The organism is Sphingomonas sp. (genome assembly GCF_042095875.1).
Taxonomy (GTDB): domain Bacteria; phylum Pseudomonadota; class Alphaproteobacteria; order Sphingomonadales; family Sphingomonadaceae; genus Sphingomonas.
Genome location: NZ_JBELMJ010000033.1, coordinates 1 through 16,040 on the forward strand (window position 1 = coordinate 1; position 16,040 = coordinate 16,040).

20 protein-coding genes are annotated in these 16,040 nt (G+C 66.2%); all 20 read right to left on the reverse strand.

All coding sequences use genetic code 11. The annotated features are described in order from the left end of the window. Positions 1-1,512, reverse strand: a 1,512-nt coding sequence (gene nuoL, locus ACFDS6_RS11800; RefSeq protein WP_375272368.1) for an NADH-quinone oxidoreductase subunit L, incomplete at its 3' end; no start/stop codon positions are given. A gap of 7 nt (positions 1,513-1,519) precedes the next feature. After that, the gene (nuoK, locus tag ACFDS6_RS11805) at positions 1,520-1,816 is read right to left on the reverse strand and encodes an NADH-quinone oxidoreductase subunit NuoK (protein WP_281243237.1); all 297 of its coding nucleotides are present in this window, start codon (positions 1,814-1,816) and stop codon (positions 1,520-1,522) included. A 26-nt stretch (positions 1,817-1,842) separates the two neighbouring features. Beyond that, positions 1,843-2,454: an NADH-quinone oxidoreductase subunit J gene (locus ACFDS6_RS11810; protein WP_375272369.1), complete on the reverse strand. Its 612-nt coding sequence runs from the start codon at positions 2,452-2,454 to the stop codon at positions 1,843-1,845. 46 nt (positions 2,455-2,500) lie between these two features. Beyond that, a complete protein-coding gene (nuoI, locus tag ACFDS6_RS11815) occupies positions 2,501-2,986 on the reverse strand; it encodes an NADH-quinone oxidoreductase subunit NuoI (RefSeq protein ID WP_174192080.1) in 486 nt (161 codons plus the stop codon). Position 2,987: 1 nt separating this feature from the next. Further along, on the reverse strand, positions 2,988-4,004 hold the full coding sequence (nuoH, locus tag ACFDS6_RS11820) for an NADH-quinone oxidoreductase subunit NuoH (protein WP_375272407.1): 1,017 nt from the start codon (positions 4,002-4,004) through the stop codon (positions 2,988-2,990). A 26-nt stretch (positions 4,005-4,030) separates the two neighbouring features. Continuing rightward, entirely contained in the window at positions 4,031-6,025 is a 1,995-nt protein-coding gene (nuoG, locus tag ACFDS6_RS11825; protein WP_375272370.1) for an NADH-quinone oxidoreductase subunit NuoG, read from the reverse strand. Beyond that, a complete protein-coding gene (locus ACFDS6_RS11830) occupies positions 6,012-6,230 on the reverse strand; it encodes a hypothetical protein (protein ID WP_375272371.1) in 219 nt (72 codons plus the stop codon). The genes nuoG and ACFDS6_RS11830 overlap by 14 nt, the downstream gene beginning before the upstream one ends. Next, the gene (gene nuoF / locus ACFDS6_RS11835) at positions 6,227-7,540 is read right to left on the reverse strand and encodes an NADH-quinone oxidoreductase subunit NuoF (RefSeq protein WP_375272372.1); all 1,314 of its coding nucleotides are present in this window, start codon (positions 7,538-7,540) and stop codon (positions 6,227-6,229) included. Before nuoF ends, ACFDS6_RS11830 begins: the two co-directional genes overlap by 4 nt. Next, positions 7,537-8,244 carry a complex I 24 kDa subunit family protein gene (locus ACFDS6_RS11840; RefSeq protein ID WP_375272374.1) on the reverse strand — a complete coding sequence of 236 codons (708 nt, stop codon included), beginning with the start codon at positions 8,242-8,244 and terminating at the stop codon, positions 7,537-7,539. The genes nuoF and ACFDS6_RS11840 overlap by 4 nt, the downstream gene beginning before the upstream one ends. Beyond that, entirely contained in the window at positions 8,244-9,497 is a 1,254-nt protein-coding gene (locus ACFDS6_RS11845) for an NADH-quinone oxidoreductase subunit D (protein WP_375272408.1), read from the reverse strand. Before ACFDS6_RS11845 ends, ACFDS6_RS11840 begins: the two co-directional genes overlap by 1 nt. 23 nt (positions 9,498-9,520) lie before the next feature. Next, positions 9,521-10,378, reverse strand: coding sequence for an NADH-quinone oxidoreductase subunit C (locus tag ACFDS6_RS11850; protein WP_375272375.1), 858 nt, complete (start codon positions 10,376-10,378; stop codon positions 9,521-9,523). Next, complete coding sequence (locus tag ACFDS6_RS11855) at positions 10,375-10,917, reverse strand: NADH-quinone oxidoreductase subunit B family protein (protein WP_174192632.1); 543 nt, start codon at positions 10,915-10,917, stop codon at positions 10,375-10,377. Before ACFDS6_RS11855 ends, ACFDS6_RS11850 begins: the two co-directional genes overlap by 4 nt. Before the next feature lie 17 nt (positions 10,918-10,934). Then, positions 10,935-11,309 (reverse strand): NADH-quinone oxidoreductase subunit A, encoded by a 375-nt coding sequence (gene ndhC / locus ACFDS6_RS11860; protein ID WP_375272376.1) that lies wholly within the window; start codon positions 11,307-11,309, stop codon positions 10,935-10,937. 147 nt (positions 11,310-11,456) lie between these two features. After that, positions 11,457-12,269, reverse strand: coding sequence for an inositol monophosphatase family protein (locus ACFDS6_RS11865; protein ID WP_375272377.1), 813 nt, complete (start codon positions 12,267-12,269; stop codon positions 11,457-11,459). A gap of 220 nt (positions 12,270-12,489) precedes the next feature. Then, positions 12,490-13,053 carry an elongation factor P gene (gene efp / locus ACFDS6_RS11870; protein ID WP_375272378.1) on the reverse strand — a complete coding sequence of 188 codons (564 nt, stop codon included), beginning with the start codon at positions 13,051-13,053 and terminating at the stop codon, positions 12,490-12,492. Between the two features lie 62 nt (positions 13,054-13,115). Then, positions 13,116-13,709: a M23 family metallopeptidase gene (locus ACFDS6_RS11875; protein ID WP_375272379.1), complete on the reverse strand. Its 594-nt coding sequence runs from the start codon at positions 13,707-13,709 to the stop codon at positions 13,116-13,118. Positions 13,710-13,758: 49 nt separating this feature from the next. After that, positions 13,759-14,454 (reverse strand): thiamine phosphate synthase, encoded by a 696-nt coding sequence (thiE, locus tag ACFDS6_RS11880; protein ID WP_375272380.1) that lies wholly within the window; start codon positions 14,452-14,454, stop codon positions 13,759-13,761. Positions 14,455-14,557: 103 nt separating this feature from the next. Beyond that, entirely contained in the window at positions 14,558-15,466 is a 909-nt protein-coding gene (locus ACFDS6_RS11885) for a class I fructose-bisphosphate aldolase (protein ID WP_375272381.1), read from the reverse strand. A 24-nt stretch (positions 15,467-15,490) separates the two neighbouring features. Then, positions 15,491-15,820: a type II toxin-antitoxin system PemK/MazF family toxin gene (locus tag ACFDS6_RS11890; protein WP_375272382.1), complete on the reverse strand. Its 330-nt coding sequence runs from the start codon at positions 15,818-15,820 to the stop codon at positions 15,491-15,493. Continuing rightward, positions 15,811-16,038 carry a ribbon-helix-helix protein, CopG family gene (locus ACFDS6_RS11895; protein ID WP_375272409.1) on the reverse strand — a complete coding sequence of 76 codons (228 nt, stop codon included), beginning with the start codon at positions 16,036-16,038 and terminating at the stop codon, positions 15,811-15,813. The genes ACFDS6_RS11890 and ACFDS6_RS11895 overlap by 10 nt, the downstream gene beginning before the upstream one ends. Positions 16,039-16,040: the final 2 nt, after the last annotated feature.

Here is a 16,040-nt window from a genome sequence, read left to right on the forward strand (position 1 = left end):
GTCCTCGTGCGCGACGTCACCGTGATGATGCTCGGCCTGCTTGCCGTGCTCGTGCACCTCGTGATCGGCCGCGTGCGCCTGATCGCCGACGTGATCGTGGCCGTGCGAGTGCGCGTCGTGGATCGCGTACTGTATGTGCTCCGACGCGGCCCAGCGCGGCTTGCCCCAAAAGGTTAGGAACATGAGGCGCCAAGAGTAGAAGCTGGTCAGCAGCGCCGCGAACACGCCCACCATCGACGCTACCGGCGAACCCGCCGCCCAGCTCACCTCGATGATCGCGTCCTTAGAGTGGTAACCGGCGAACCCGCCCACCTCGTAAATGCCGACACCGGTGATCGCCAGCGTGCCGAGCAGCATCGCCCAGAAGGTGACCGGGATCTCCTTCCGCAGCGCGCCATAGTAGCGCATGTCCTGCTCGTGATGCATCGCGTGGATCACCGAGCCCGCGCCCAGAAACAGCAGTGCCTTGAAAAAGGCGTGCGTGAACAGGTGGAACATCGCCGCGCCGTAGGCGCCGACGCCGGCGGCGAAGAACATGTAACCCAGCTGCGAGCAGGTCGAATAGGCGATCACGCGCTTGATGTCGGTCTGCGTCGTGCCGACCGTCGCCGCGAACAGGCAGGTCGCGGCTCCTATGAAGGTGATGAAGGCGAGCGCCGTCGGGCTAGTCTCGAACATCGGCGACAGGCGACACACCATGAACACGCCCGCGGTCACCATCGTCGCGGCGTGGATCAGCGCCGACACTGGGGTCGGACCCTCCATCGCGTCGGGCAACCAGGTGTGCAGCCCCAGCTGCGCCGACTTGCCCATCGCACCGACGAACAGGAGCAGGCACAACACCGTCATCGTGTCGGCGCGGAACCATAGGAAGCCGATCGTCGACCCCGCCATCGATGGCGCCGCGGCCAGGATCGCCGCGATCGAGACAGTATTGAATACCAGATAGGTGCCGAAGATGCCCAGCATGAAACCCAGGTCACCGACGCGGTTGACGACGAACGCCTTGATCGCCGCCGCGTTGGCGCTCGGCTTGCGGAACCAGAAACCGATCAACAGGTAGCTGGCGAGACCGACGCCTTCCCAGCCGAAGAACATCTGGATCAGATTGTCCGCGGTGACGAGCATCAGCATCGCGAAGGTAAACAGGCACAGATACGCGAAGAAGCGCGGCTGGTCCGGGTCCTCAGCCATGTACCCCCAGGAATAGAGGTGCACGAGTGCCGAGACGCTGGTGATCACCACCAGCATCACCGCAGTCAGCGCGTCGACGCGCAGCGCCCATGACACGTCGAACGTACCCGAGGTCATGAAGTGGAGCACCGGCGTAACGCTCGCGGCCGCGCTGCCGCTCAGAAAGCCGATAAAGATCGGCCACGACAGCAGGCACGACACGAACAGCGCGCCCGTGGTGATGACCTTTGCCGGCACGACGCCCAGCGAGCGGTTACCCAGCCCCGCGATCGCCGCGGCTAGGAGCGGCAGGAAAACGATGAAGAGGATTGAATGCACGGACGTGTTACCCCTTCATCCGGCTGGGATCGTCAACCGAGATCGAGCCCCGGCCGCGGAAGAAGATGACCAGGATGGCGAGCCCGATCGCGGCCTCGCCCGCCGCCACCGTCAGCACAAACATCGCGAACACCTGACCCACCAGGTCGTGCAGCGCGGCCGAAAAGGCGACGAGGTTGATGTTTACCGCCAGCAGGATCAGCTCAATCGCCATCAGGATGACGATGATGTTCTTGCGGTTGAGGAAGATGCCCAGAACCCCCATCGTGAACAGCAGCGCCGCCACGACCAGGTAGTGGATCAGGCCGACGCCGCCCGCGATATCGCCGCTCACAATTGTACTCCCTGCCCGATCTCGGGCCGCACGTTGCGCGTCGCGTCCTGCGGACGGCGCGCATTCTGCCGCGCGATATTCTGGTAGCGCGAACCCGACCGCTCGCGGTGCGTCAGCACAATTGCGCCGATCATCGCGACCAGCAGCACCAGCCCCGCACCCTCGAAGATGAACAGGTAGCGCGTGTAGAGCAGCTGCCCGATCGCCTCGATGTTCGGGACCGCCGCGTTCGTCGGCGCCGCGCGCCGCGCCAGCTCGATCCCGCCCGCGCTCCACGCGCCGACGCCGATCAGGATCTCCGCGACCAGCGCCACCGCCAGCAGCAGCCCGAGCGCCGCGTAGCGCACGAACCCGGCCCTCAGCTCCGCGAAGTCGATGTCGAGCATCATGACCACGAACAGGAACAGGACCGCGACAGCGCCGACGTAGACGATGACGAGCAGCATCGCGATGAACTCCGCCCCGACCAGCACCATCAGCCCGGCGGCGTTAAAGAACGCGAGGATCAGCCACAGCACGGAATGGACCGGGTTGCGCGACAGGATCGTCATGGCGCCGGACAGCAGCACGACGAGCGCGAACAGGTAAAAGGCGAGCGCCTGTATCACGATATTCTACGAGCCCCTTTGGTGCCTGTCGGTCTTGGCCGCGCGCTTAACGGTACGGCGCGTCGGCGGCAAGGTTCGCGGCGATCGCGCGCTCCCAGCGGTCGCCGTTGTCGAGCAGCTTGGCCTTGTCGTAGATCAGTTCCTCGCGCGTCTCGGTCGAGAAATCGAGGTTCGGCCCCTCGACGATCGCGTCAACCGGGCATGCTTCCTGGCACAGGCCGCAGTAGATGCACTTGGTCATGTCGATATCGTAGCGCGTCGTGCGGCGGCTGCCATCGTCGCGCGGCTCGGCCTCAATCGTTATCGCCAGTGCCGGGCACACCGCCTCGCACAGCTTGCACGCGATGCAGCGTTCCTCGCCGTTCGGATAACGGCGCAGCGCGTGCTCGCCGCGAAAACGCGGTGACAGCGGGTTCTTCTCGTACGGGTAGTTGATCGTCGCCTTGGGCTTAAAGAAATACTTCAGCGTGAGGGCATGCGCCTTCACGAACTCCCACAAGGTAAACGACTTGATCGTCTGCGCGATACTCATCTCAAACTCCCACGCGCATGAACATCAGCACGCCCGACACCAGGAACACCCAGAACAGCGACAATGGCAGGAACACCTTCCACCCCAGCCGCATCAGCTGGTCATAGCGGTAGCGCGGCACCGTCGCCTTGATCCAGGAGAACACGAAGAAGAAGAACAGGATCTTGGCGAACAGCCAGATGATGCCCGGCACGAAGTACAGCGGCGCCCAATCGAACGGCGGCAGATACCCGCCCCAGAACAGCGTCGCGTTCAGCGTGCACATCAGCAGCACGTTGGCGTACTCGCCCAGCCAGTAGAGCGCGAAGCTCATCGAGCTGTACTCGGTCTGATACCCTGCGACGAGTTCCGACTCCGCCTCGGTCAGGTCGAACGGCGCGCGCTGCGTCTCCGCCAGCGACGAGATCAGGAACACCACCGACATCGGGAACAGCAGGGGATTGAACGCGAACCCATTAATTAACCCGTACAGCCCGCGCTGCGCCTCGACGATCCCGGTCAGGTTGAACGTCCCCGCCCACATCACGATCGAGATCAGCACGAATCCGATCGCGACCTCGTAGCTGACCATCTGCGCCGCGGCGCGAATCGCGGAGAAGAACGGGTATTTCGAGTTTGATGACCAGCCCGCCAGGATGATGCCGTACACGCCCAGCGACGACGCCGCGAGCACGTAGAGCAGCCCGACGTTGATGTCGGCGAGCACCACACTTGGCTGAAACGGCACCACCGCCCAAACGATCAGCGCGACCGTGAAAGTGATGATCGGGGCGAGCAGGAACAGCCCGCGGTTCGCCGCCGACGGCACGATCGTTTCCTGCAGGAACACCTTCAGGCCGTCGGCGAAGCTCTGTAGCAGGCCGAACGGGCCGACGACGTTGGGGCCGCGACGCAGCGCCATCGCCGCCCAGATCTTGCGGTCGGCGTAGATGATCATCGCCACCGCCAGCATCAGCGGCAGCGCGATCACCAAAATGCCGATGATCGTGGCGAGGAACCACGACCAGCCGTAAGACATGCCCAGCGTTGAATTGAAGAAGCCGGTCACTCCGCTGCCTCCGCGAAGCTCTCACCGTGGATTAGTTCCGCCGAGCAGCGCTGCATCGTCGGCGACGCGCGGCAGATCGCGTTGGTGAGGTAGAAATCCTTGATCGGGTAACCCTCGATCCGTCCCGACGCGGTGGCGTCGAGCGACGGTGGGTTCCACGCGAACGTCTTGAGCCCGAGCTCCGCCAGATCGGGGCAGTCGAGCGCCATCGCCGCGCGTAGCTCCTCGAGCGTGTCGAACGACAACGTCTTGCCGAGCCTGTCGGAGAGCGCGCGGAAGATCGCCCAATCCTCGCGCGCGTCACCCGGCGGGAAGCCGGCGCGCTCGCCGCGCTGGACGCGGCCTTCGAGGTTGACGAACGTCCCCGACTTCTCGGCGTAGCTCGCACCCGGCAGGACCACGTCGGCGTGGTGAGCGCCGCGGTCGCCGTGGTGGCCGACGAACACCTTGAACCCGGTAAACTTGGTGAAATCGCTCTCGTCCGCGCCGAGGAAGAAGGTCAGCTTGGCGTCGTGCAGGTCGGCGATGCCACCCGTCGACGCGTAGCCGAGCATCAACCCGCCCATGCGCGACGCCGCCATGTGGACGACGTTGAACCCGTTCCAGCCGTCACGCACCAGGTTGAGACTATTGACCAAACCCAACGCCGCGCCGTGCGCGCCCTTCAGCGCCGCGCCGCCGACGATCACCATCGGCCGCTCGGCCTTGCCGAACGCGTCCGTGACGCTCTCGGGCAGGTCGCCCAGGATCGACAGATCGTCGCCCAGCCACTCGGCCTTGTAGGTCAGATCGGTCTCGGGCCCAATCGCGAACACCTTGGCGCCGCGCTTGATCGCCTTGCGCACGCGCGTGTTCACCAGCGACGCTTCCCAGCGCAAATTGGTGCCGACCAGCAGGACCGCGTCCGCCTCCTCGACACCCGCGATCGTAGTGTTGAAGTTGACCGCCGCAAGACTGGACGTGTCATAGTCCATGCCGGTCTGGCGGCCCTCAAGCTTGGCGTCGCCCAGCTCGCGCAGCAGCGCCTTGGCCGCGAACATCGTCTCGCAATCGACCAGATCGCCCGCGACCGCCGCGACCGAGCCGCCGTGGTCGACCGCGGCGATCGTCGCGAACGCCTCGTCCCAGCTGACCGCGTGCAGCTTACCGTCGCGCCGCACGTACGGCCGGTCGAGCCGGCGACGCACGAGGCCGTCGACCGCGTGGCGCGTCTTGTCGGTCGCCCATTCCTCGTTCACGTCGTCGTTGACGCGCGGCACCGCGCGCAACACCTGCCGCCCGCGTGCATCCAGCCGAATGTTGGTGCCGACCGCGTCCATGACGTCGATCGACAAGGTCTTGCGCAGCTCCCACGGCCGCGCCTCGAACGCGTAGGGCTTGCTGGTCAGCGCGCCGACCGGGCACAGGTCGACGACGTTCCCCGACAGCTCGCTCGTCACCGCTTCCTCGAGGTAGCTGGTGATCTGCATGTTCTCGCCGCGGTAGATCGCGCCGATCTCCTCCACGCCCGCGACTTCCTCCGCGAAGCGGACGCAGCGCGTGCACTGAATGCAGCGGGTCATGATCGTCTTGACGATCGGCCCCATGTACTTCTCGGTCACCGCGCGCTTGTTCTCCGCGAAACGCGAGCGCCCGCGGCCATAGGCAACCGACTGGTCCTGCAAGTCGCACTCGCCACCCTGATCGCAGATCGGGCAATCGAGCGGGTGATTGATCAGTAGAAATTCCATGATGCCCTCGCGGGCATGCTTCACCATCGGCGTGGTGGTGAACACTTCCTGATTGTCCGCGGCTGGCAGCGCGCACGACGCCTGCGGCTTGGGTGGCCCGGGCTTCACCTCGACCAGACACATGCGGCAATTGCCCGCGATGCTCAGCCGCTCGTGATAGCAGAAGCGCGGAATCTCCTTGCCCGCGGCCTCGCACGCCTGGAGGACGGTGGCACCCTGGGGCACCTCGACCTCGATCCCGTCTACTTTAAGCTTCGGCATTCTTCGATCCTGTGGCCGGCAGTCGCGCCGACACGAATAGAGCGAGAGCAATCAGCGCAGGCGCCGCGACGGCTGCCAGCGCCCCGCCCCAGTACCACTGCACCGGTAGGAACAAGCCGGTGACCATGCGGACGAGGTAGCCGAGCGCCGCGATCGTCGCGACCAACAGGCTGACGTCCAGCAGCAAGACGGTGATCCGCCTCACTCGGCCGCTTCCTGCATCGGCGCGAGCGAACGCACGCCTCCACTCCGCTCGATAATGCGGCGCTCCAGCTCGGGGCGGAAATGCTTGATCAGCCCCTGGATCGGCCACGCCGCGGCATCGCCCAGCGCGCAGATCGAGTGGCCCTCGACCTGCTTGGTCACCTGCCGGAGCATGTCGATCTCGCCGATCTCGGCGTCGCCGGTGCGCAGCCGCTCCATCACGCGCCACATCCAGCCGGTGCCCTCGCGGCACGGCGTGCACTGCCCGCAGCTCTCGTGCTTGTAGAAGTACGAGATGCGGCTGATCGCGCGGACGACGTCGGTCGACTTGTCCATGACGATGACGGCCGCGGTGCCGAGGCCCGAACCGACGCCCTTCAGCCCGTCGAAATCCATCGAGCAGTCGATGATGTCCTTGGCCGGCACCAGCGGCACCGACGACCCGCCCGGGATAACCGCGAGCAGATTGTCCCAGCCGCCGCGAATCCCGCCGCAATGCTTCTCGATCAGTTCGCGAAAGCTGATGCTCATCGCTTCCTCGACCACCGTCGGCTTCTCGACGTGGCCGCTGATCTGAAACAGCTTGGTGCCCTTATTATTCTCGTTGCCGAAGCTGGAGAACCACGCCGCCCCGCGCCGCAGAATCGTCGGCGCGACCGCGATCGACTCGACATTGTTGACCGTCGTCGGGCAGCCATACAGGCCCGCCCCCGCCGGGAACGGCGGTTTCAGGCGCGGCTGCCCCTTCTTGCCCTCCAAGCTCTCGAGCATCGCGGTTTCCTCACCGCAGATGTACGCGCCCGCCCCGCGGTGCACGAACACGTCGAAGTCGTAACCCGACCCACACGCATTCTTGCCGACCAGGCCGCGGTCGTACGCCTCGGCGACCGCGGCGAACAGCACCTCGGCCTCGCGGATATACTCGCCGCGGATGTAGATGTAGGCGGCGCGCGCGCGCATCGCGAAACCCGCGACCAGCGCACCCTCGATCAGCTTGTGCGGGTCGTGCCGCATGATCTCGCGGTCCTTGCACGAACCGGGCTCGGACTCGTCGGCGTTGATGACGAGGAAGTTGGGACGATCCGGCTTGGGCTCCTTGGGCATGAAGCTCCACTTCGTGCCCGTCGGAAAGCCCGCACCGCCGCGGCCGCGCAGGCCCGACGCCTTGATTACGTCGATGATCTTGTCCTGCCCGAGCGCCAGCAGGTCCTTGGTATTGTCCCAGTCACCACGCTGCATCGCAGCGTCGACCCGCCACGACTGGAATCCGTACAGGTTGGTGAAGATGCGATCCTTGTCGGCGAGACTCATGCCTGCTGCTCCACCGCCTGGGGCTGCGCCACCTGGCCCCATTCACCACGGTAATCGTGATTCTCATTCACCATCGCGGTCAGCGTCGTCGGCCCGCCGTACGGCTCCACCGTTTGACGCCCCGGCTCCTGCGAGCCCGGCTTCGGCGCGCCGCCGTTCGCCAGCGTCTCCAGGATCGCGGTGGTGCGATCGTAGTCGAGGTCCTCGTAATTGTCGTCGTTGATCTGAACCATCGGCGCCGAGGCGCAATTGCCCATGCACTCGACCTCGGTCAGCGTGAACAGCCCGTCGGGCGTAGTACGCCCCTTGATCAGCCCCTTGTTCTTGCACGCCGCGAACACGTCGTCCGATCCGCGCAGCACGCACGGCGTCGTCCCGCACACCTGAACGTGGAAACGCCCGACCGGCGCCAGGTTGAACATCGTGTAGAAGGTCGCGACCTCGAACACCCGGATGTACGGAACGCCGATCTCGCGCGCAACGAACTCGATCACCGGAACGGGCAGCCAGCCCTGCGTGTGCGTTTCCTCGCCGACCTGACGCTGCGCCAGGTCGAGCAGTGGAATCGATCCCGACTGCTCACGCCCCTTGGGATAGCGCGCGAGGATTTCATTGCGCTTGATCTGATTCGCCTCGCTCCACGCGAACGCGCCCCAGCGCGCGCGGGTCTCGGCCTCGTCGGGGATCTGCGGTCCGTCAGCCATCAGCGGTCACATTCACCAAATACGATATCCATCGCGCCCAGGATCGCGGTGGTGTCCGCGAGCATGTGGCCGCGGCTCATGAAGTCCATCGCCTGCAGGTGGCTGAACGCGGTCGGGCGGATCTTGCAGCGGTACGGCTTGTTGCTGCCGTCGCTGACCAGGTAGACGCCGAACTCGCCCTTCGGGCTCTCCGTCGCGACGTAAACCTCGCCCGCGGGGACGTGATACCCCTCGGTGTAGAGCTTGAAGTGATGGATCAGCGCTTCCATCGACTGCTTCATCTCGGCACGCTTGGGCGGCACTACCTTGCGGTCGAGGCTGGCGATCGGCCCTTCGGGCATCTCATTCAGACACTGGCGCATGATGCGCGCCGACTGGCGCACCTCCTCCACGCGCAACATGAAACGGTCGTAGCAGTCGCCGCGCGTACCGACGGGCACGTCGAAGTCCATCCGGTCGTACACGTCGTAGGGCTGCGACTTGCGCAGGTCCCACGGGATGCCCGCCGCGCGGATCATCGGACCCGAGAATCCCCAGGCAATTGCGTCGTCGCGGCTGACCGTGCCGATGTCGACGTTGCGCTGCTTGAAGATGCGGTTATCGGCGACCAGGCTGATCGCGTCCTCGAACAGGCGAGGCAGACGCGTATCGAGCCAGTCGGCGATGTCGGTCAGCAGCTTGAGCGGCACGTCCTGGTGCACGCCGCCCGGACGCATGTAATTGTGGTGCATCCGCGCACCCGACGCGCGCTCGAAGAAGCCGTAGCAATCCTCGCGGATCTCGAACAGCCACAGGTTCGGCGTCATCGCACCCACGTCCATCACGTGCGAACCGAGGTTCAGCATATGATTGGAAATGCGCGTCAACTCGGCGAACAGCACGCGGAGGTACTGCGCCCGCAATGGCACCTCCAGGTCGAGCAGCTTCTCGATCGCGAGCACGAAAGTGTGCTCCATGCACATCGGCGAGCAGTAATCGAGCCGGTCGAAGTACGGAATCGCCTGCGCGTAGGTTTTGTACTCGATCAGCTTCTCGGTGCCGCGGTGGAGCAGCCCGACGTGCGGATCGATCCGCTCGATGATCTCGCCGTCCAGTTCCATGACGAGGCGCAGCACGCCGTGCGCCGCGGGATGCTGCGGGCCGAAGTTGATCGTGTAGTTCTGGATCGCGACATCACCCTCGCTCGGATGCGAGGCGTCGGTCGCGTGGACGATCTTCTCGACCGCCGGGTCGATCGCGCGATCGACCGCCATGTCCTTCTCGATCAAAATATCAGTCACTGGTTCTGACCTCCCTTGCCGGGCACGACGTCGGGGTCGCGCGGCTCAGGTTTGGAATCTGGGTTGCTCCTGCCTGCTCCCGTCTCAGCGGTGCTAGGTGCGTCCTTCTTGGCGTAAGGCTCGCTCGACCCGGCCGGCGCATTGGTATCGGTCTTCGCCGCGCCGGCATTCTGCACCTGCGTGGCGGTAGCTGGCGTCTGCGCGCCCTTCGCCTGCGGCAAAGCGGCGTCCTTCGCCTTCTCGTCGCCCGGCAGCACGTATTCCGCGCCTTCCCACGGGCTCATGAAATCGAAGCTGCGGAAATCCTGCGCGAGCTTAACCGGCTCGTACACGACGCGCTTCTGCTCCTCGGAATAGCGCATCTCGACGAAGCCGGAGAGCGGGAAGTCCTTGCGGAACGGGTGACCGCGAAAGCCATAGTCGGTCAGGATGCGGCGCAGGTCCTGGTTGCCCGCGAACAGCACGCCGTACATGTCGTACACCTCGCGCTCCAGCCAGCCCGCGACCGGCCACAGCCCGGTGACGCTCGGCACCGGCGTGTCCTCCGAAGCGCGCACGTGGACGTGCAGCCGGTGGTTACGCGTCAGCGACAGCATGCAGTAGACGATCTCGAACCGCTCCACCCCGCGATCGGGATAGTCGACGCCGGCGATCTCCATCAGCTGCTGATATTCCAGCCCCGGCGTGTCGCGCAGCGCGATCAGCGCCGGGACCAGCGCTTCGCGCGTCACGTGCAGCTGCACCTCGCCCGCACGCGCGAACGCGTCGGTCAGCCCGCTGCCGATCGCCGCCTGCGCGGCCGCGATCGTCTCGTCGTTGAGACTGTAGGCGTATGCCGGCGCGGGCGCCCTCATCGCTCGATGCTCCCGCTGCGACGGATCTTACGCTGCAGCTGCATGATGCCGTAGAGCAGCGCCTCCGCGGTCGGCGGGCAGCCCGGCACGTAGATGTCGACCGGCACCACGCGGTCGCACCCGCGCACCACCGAGTAGCTGTAATGGTAATAGCCGCCACCATTGGCGCAGCTGCCCATCGAGATGACGTACTTGGGCTCCGACATCTGGTCGTAGACCTTGCGCAGCGCCGGCGCCATCTTGTTGCATAGCGTACCCGCGACGATCATCACGTCCGACTGGCGCGGCGAGGCGCGCGGCGCGGCGCCGAAGCGCTCCAAGTCGTATCGCGGCATGTTGACGTGGATCATCTCCACCGCGCAGCACGCCAGACCGAAAGTCATCCACCACAGCGAACCCGTCCGCGCCCATTGGAACAGTTCTTCGGACGAGGTGACAAGAAAGCCCTTGTCGTTCAGCTCGCCGTTCAACCCGTCGAAGAACCCCTGGTCGGGCGCGACGACCGAGCGGCCCGTCTCGGGCGCGTTGACGAGCCCGATCGGTCCGGAGTGTGCTTCTACTCCCACTCCAGCGCTCCCTTCTTCCAAGCGTACACGAGCCCGAGCGCGAGCTCCGCGATAAATACCATCATGCTGATCCAGGCCGTCCATCCGAGCGTGAAAACGCTGACTGCCCAAGGATATAGGAAGGCCGCTTCCAAATCGAAGATGATGAACAGAATGGCAACGAGATAAAAACGCACGTCGAATTGGCTGCGGCTGTCCTCGAAGGCGGGAAAGCCGCACTCATACTCGGACAGCTTCTCCGCGGTCGGCTTGTACGATCCCGTGATCCGCGACACCGCCATAGGCAGGAACACGAATGCCGAGGACAGGATCAGCGCCACGCCCAGGAACATCAGGATGGGCAGATATTGCGACAGGTCGACCAATGTCAGACTCTCAATGCTACGTTCAGACGCTCGTACTGCATGTGCGAACGGTTGCCCGCCGCTTTAAGCCTCCGGGCAGGGACGGGCAAGGCGCGCGGGGCGTGAGAATGAATCGCAACACTGCGCCGCAACGCCTTCTCCGATGGCTCAGCGCAGCGACTGCGCCAGCATCTTGTGCAGCTTGGAATGCAGGCCGTCGTTCGTCGCGAGGAACTCGTTACGTTCCATGTAGCGATCCCCGCCGCGGAAGTCGGTCACGAACCCGCCCGCTTCTTTGACCAGCAGCACGCCCGCCGACACGTCCCACGGCTTCAGGTCACTCTCCCAGTAACCGTCGAAGCGGCCGGCCGCGACCCAGGCGAGGTCGAGCGTCGCCGCGCCCAGCCGGCGGATGCCCGCGACCTGCGGCGCGATGCCGCCGAAGATGCGCGTCCATTGCACGAAGTCGCCGTGACCCATGAACGGAATGCCCGTCGCGATCAGCGCTTCCGACGGCTCGCGCCGGGCCGACACGCGCAGCCGCTGGTCCTGCAACCACGCGCCGCGTCCCTTCTCCGCCCAGAAGCTCTCGTCGGTCAGCGGCTGGTAGGTCAGCGCGGTCGTGATCTCGCGCTTGCCGCTGGGCAGCGGCTCCTCGACCGCGATCGAGATCGCGAAATGCGGAATGCCGTGGAGGAAGTTCGACGTGCCGTCGAGCGGATCAACGATGAAGCGCGGCTTGGTCGGATCGCCCTCGATCTCGCCGCGCTCCTCCATCAGGAAGCCCCAATCGGGCCGCGCCTTCGACAGTTCCTCGTACAGCGTCTGCTCGCAGCGCTGGTCGGCCTGGCTGACGAAATCGGCCGGCCCCTTGCGGCTGACCTGAAGCTGCTGGACCTCGTTGAAGTCTCGACGCAGCCGCGGCGCCGCCTTGCGCGCCGCGCGCTCGATGATCGTGAACAGGCCGGAATGGGATGGCATAATCTAAGCCCTCGCCCCTCCGGGGAGAGGGTGTGGGAGAGGGGAGCCTCGCGCGCTGCCGCGTGAGGGTAAGGGCCAACCCCGGCTAGCCCCACTCCCCGGCCCTTCGTGAAGGGCAATTACTCTTAGCAGTCGGCCGCGGGCCAAGCCCGCGTCGTCGGTCGCGCCAATGGCGCGCCGGCCGGGCGGCGGATCGTGCGATTAGCGTCCGCTAATCGTCTCAATCCGCACGCCGCACATACGTCTGCTCGTACACGTCCACCACGATGCGCGTGCCAGCCGAGATATGCGGCGGCACCATGACGCGCACGCCGTTATCGAGTATCGCGGGCTTGTAACTCGACGAGGCGGTCTGCCCCTTCACCACCGCGTCGGCCTCGACGATCTCGGCCTCGATTGTGTCGGGCAGCTGCACGCTGATCGCTTCCTCGTCGTACAGCTCCATGACGACGTCCATGCCGTCCTGCAGGAACGCGGCGGCGTCGCCCAAGAGGTCGCGCGGCAGCGTCACCTGATCATAGGTCTGCTTGTCCATGAAGACGAGCCCGTCGCCCTCCGCGAACAGGAACTGGAAGTCCTTGGTGTCGAGCCGCACGCGCTCAACCGACTCTGCCGAACGGAAGCGGACGTTGTTCTTGCGCCCGTCGCGCAGGTTCTTCAACTCGACCTGCATGTACGCACCGCCCTTGCCGGGCTGCGTGTGCTGAATCTTCACGGCGCGCCAGATGCCGCCTTCATACTCGATGATGTTGCCGGGACGGATGTCCACGCCGCTGATCTTCATGGATCTCGCCTATGGAAAAGAGCTGGGCTGCCGCGCACGGGCGGACAGCCGGTGCGCGCCATCTAGCGCCCAGCGGGCTGACGGGCAAGGAGCGGATACGGGTTGATGTCCTCGCCCTGCCACCAGCGTTCGCCGCCGCGCATCCGCGTGACGCCGAAATGCAGGTGGTAGTTGCCCGCACCCGCGTCGCCGGTATCGCCGACGTAGCCCAGCACCTGCCCGGCGCGCACCCGCATCCCCTCGCGCACGCCCGGCGCGTAGCCGGCGAGATGCGCGTAGTAATAGGTCCAGCGCCGGTCCGCCGAGCGCTGGTAGAGCGTGATGCCGCCGCGCTCGCTGTCGAACAGCTTCTCGACCCAGCCATCGGCCGCCGCGATCACCGGCGTGCCGGCGCGCGCCATGATGTCGGTGCCGTGATGCCCGCGCGCCCCGTTCTCGCGTGCCTCCTCCCAGCTGTCGCGTAGCGCCGTGCGCGACACGCCGGCGACGGGCACGCGCAAGCCGCCGCGGGACGCAGCGGCTGGCGGCTCACTGGCGGCCGCAACATCGCGCGGTGGCACCGCCTGCTTCGGCGAGTGGTCGAACGACAGCATCGAGGCGAAGCCGATCACCGCCAGGATGATCGTCGACAGGATGATGGCACCGAGCCGGGTCATGCCCGCCAGCATGGCGTCGTGACCGCAGCCGTCAAGCGACCGACGAGCTTCAGCGCCGGTGTGCCGCAGCCAGCGCCGCCTCGAACGCCTTCACCGCGGCGGCCTCGTCGCCGCCCCACACCGATCCCGATGCCGCAACGAAGTCCGCGCCCGCCGCGACCAGCGGCGCGACGTTGTCGGGCGTGATCCCGCCGATCGCGACGCTCGGCAGCTCGAACAGCATCGACCACCACGACAGGATCGACGGCTCGGGGCGGTGCTTCACCTCCTTGGTCGCGGTCGGGTAGAAGGCGCCGAAGGCGACGTAGTCCGCATTGGCCTCGCCCGCCTCCATCGCGAGGTGGCGGCTGTCGTGGCAGGTCACGCCGATCTGCACGTCGGGGCCGAGCAGCGCCCGCGCGTCGCGCGGGTCGTCGTCGTCTTGCCCCAGGTGGACGCCGTCCGCGCCCAGCCGCTTGGCGAGGCTCGCGCTGTCGTTGACGATGAAGGCGACGTCGTGCTCGGCGCAGATCGCCTGGAGCGGCTCGGCGAGCTTCGCCGCGGCGTGCTGGTCGACGCCCTTCACGCGGAACTGGAACGCCGCGACCGGCCCGGCGCCCAGCGCGCGGCGGAGCCGGTCGGGGAACCCACCGCCGACGTCGAGCGGCGAGACGAGGTACAATTGGCACGGCGGCCGCCGATCGTCGCGCTTGAAGGCGGCGGCGAAACCGGGATCGAGCGGGCCGAGCGGGTCTTCGATGTCCATCGCGCCGCCCTAGCGCCTCGCCGATCGCGACGGAAGCGCCAAGGCGGACGCGCGCGCGCGTCGCGGCTGCCCCGCCGGGCGGGACGACCGCGACCACAACACCTTATTCCTCGTTCTTGTAGATCGCGATCAGCTTGGCGAGCATCTCAAGCGCCTCGCCGCGTTCGCGCTGGAACGTGTTGCGCCCGATGATCGAGCCGTTGCCACCACCGTCGCGGATGTCGCGCGCGTCCTGGAAGACCGCGTCCGCACCCTTCGACGCGCCACCCGAGAAGACCACCACGCGGCGCCCGGCGAAGCTCGACTGGACGACGTGCGCGACGCGCTTCGCCTGGGTCGAGCCATCGAGCTTCTCGTACGCCTTCTTCGCGTCTTTCTGCTCGATATGCGCGCTCGGCAGCTTGACCTTGATAATGTGCGCGCCGAGCAGCGCCGCCATGTGCGCGGCGTAGGCGCCGACGTCGAGTGCGAGTTCGCCGTCCTTTGAGATGTCGCCGCCGCGCGGGTAGGACCAGATCACGGTGGCGAGGCCGGCCGCCGATGCTTCTTCGCGCAGGCCGCGGATCTGCTCCATCATCTCGAAGATGTGGTCGGAGCCCGGATAGATGGTGAAGCCGATCGCGGCGCAGCCGAGCCGCAGCGCGTCCTCAACGCTGCCGGTCTGCGCCTGGTTGATGCTGGTCGCCCAGCTGTTCGACGAATTGACCTTGAGGATCGTCGGGATCTGCCCGGCGAACGTGTCCGCCCCTGTCTCCAGCATGCCGAGCGGCGCGGCATAAGCCGAGAGCCCCGCGTCGATCGCGATCTGATAATGGTAGTGCGGGTCGTAGGCGGCGGGGTTGACCGAGAACGAGCGCGCGGGGCCGTGCTCGAAGCCCTGGTCGACCGGCAGGATCACCAGCTTGCCCGTGCCGCCCAGCTTGCCGTGCATTAGGATGCGCGCGAGGTTCGCCTTCACCGCGGGGCTGGTGCCCTCGTACTTGTCGAGGATGTTCTTGACAATCGGGGTCATGTTCGGCTCCTAAATGGTTGATCGTTAGAGATTAAGCCAGCGGCGCAGTGCCTGATCCACCTGCTCCATGCGGGTGGCGGAGGCATGGCCGATCACCTTGACGATGCGATGACGCCGGACCGAGGTGATGCGGTCCACCTGCACCTCGCACTCGACGGTCAGGCCGGTATGTTCCTGCGGCGAGATGGCGACGCGGAACAGCGTCTCACCGCCGATCACGTCTGTCAGCGGGCAGATCGTGATCGTCGCGTGCGTGTCGTTGAACAGGTCGGCCTGCACGACGACGCTGGCGCGCGGCGGCCCCTCGCCGCCCGGCGGGGCAACCATGACGATGGCGCCGTGCGTCACTTCCACGCCGCGTCCTCGTGCTCGATCACGTCCCAGAAACGGTAATCGCCGTCGGTCTGGCGGCGCGACGCGCGCTGCGACTGGCGGCGCGCCTCGCGTCGGAACGCCTCGTCGTGGAGATCGACGTAGCGGCGCACCGCCTCGCGTGCGATGTCGCTCTTGCTGCGACCCTGCGAGCGAGCGACCGCGGCGAGACGCCGCTCCAGCTCCTCGTCCAGTCGCACAC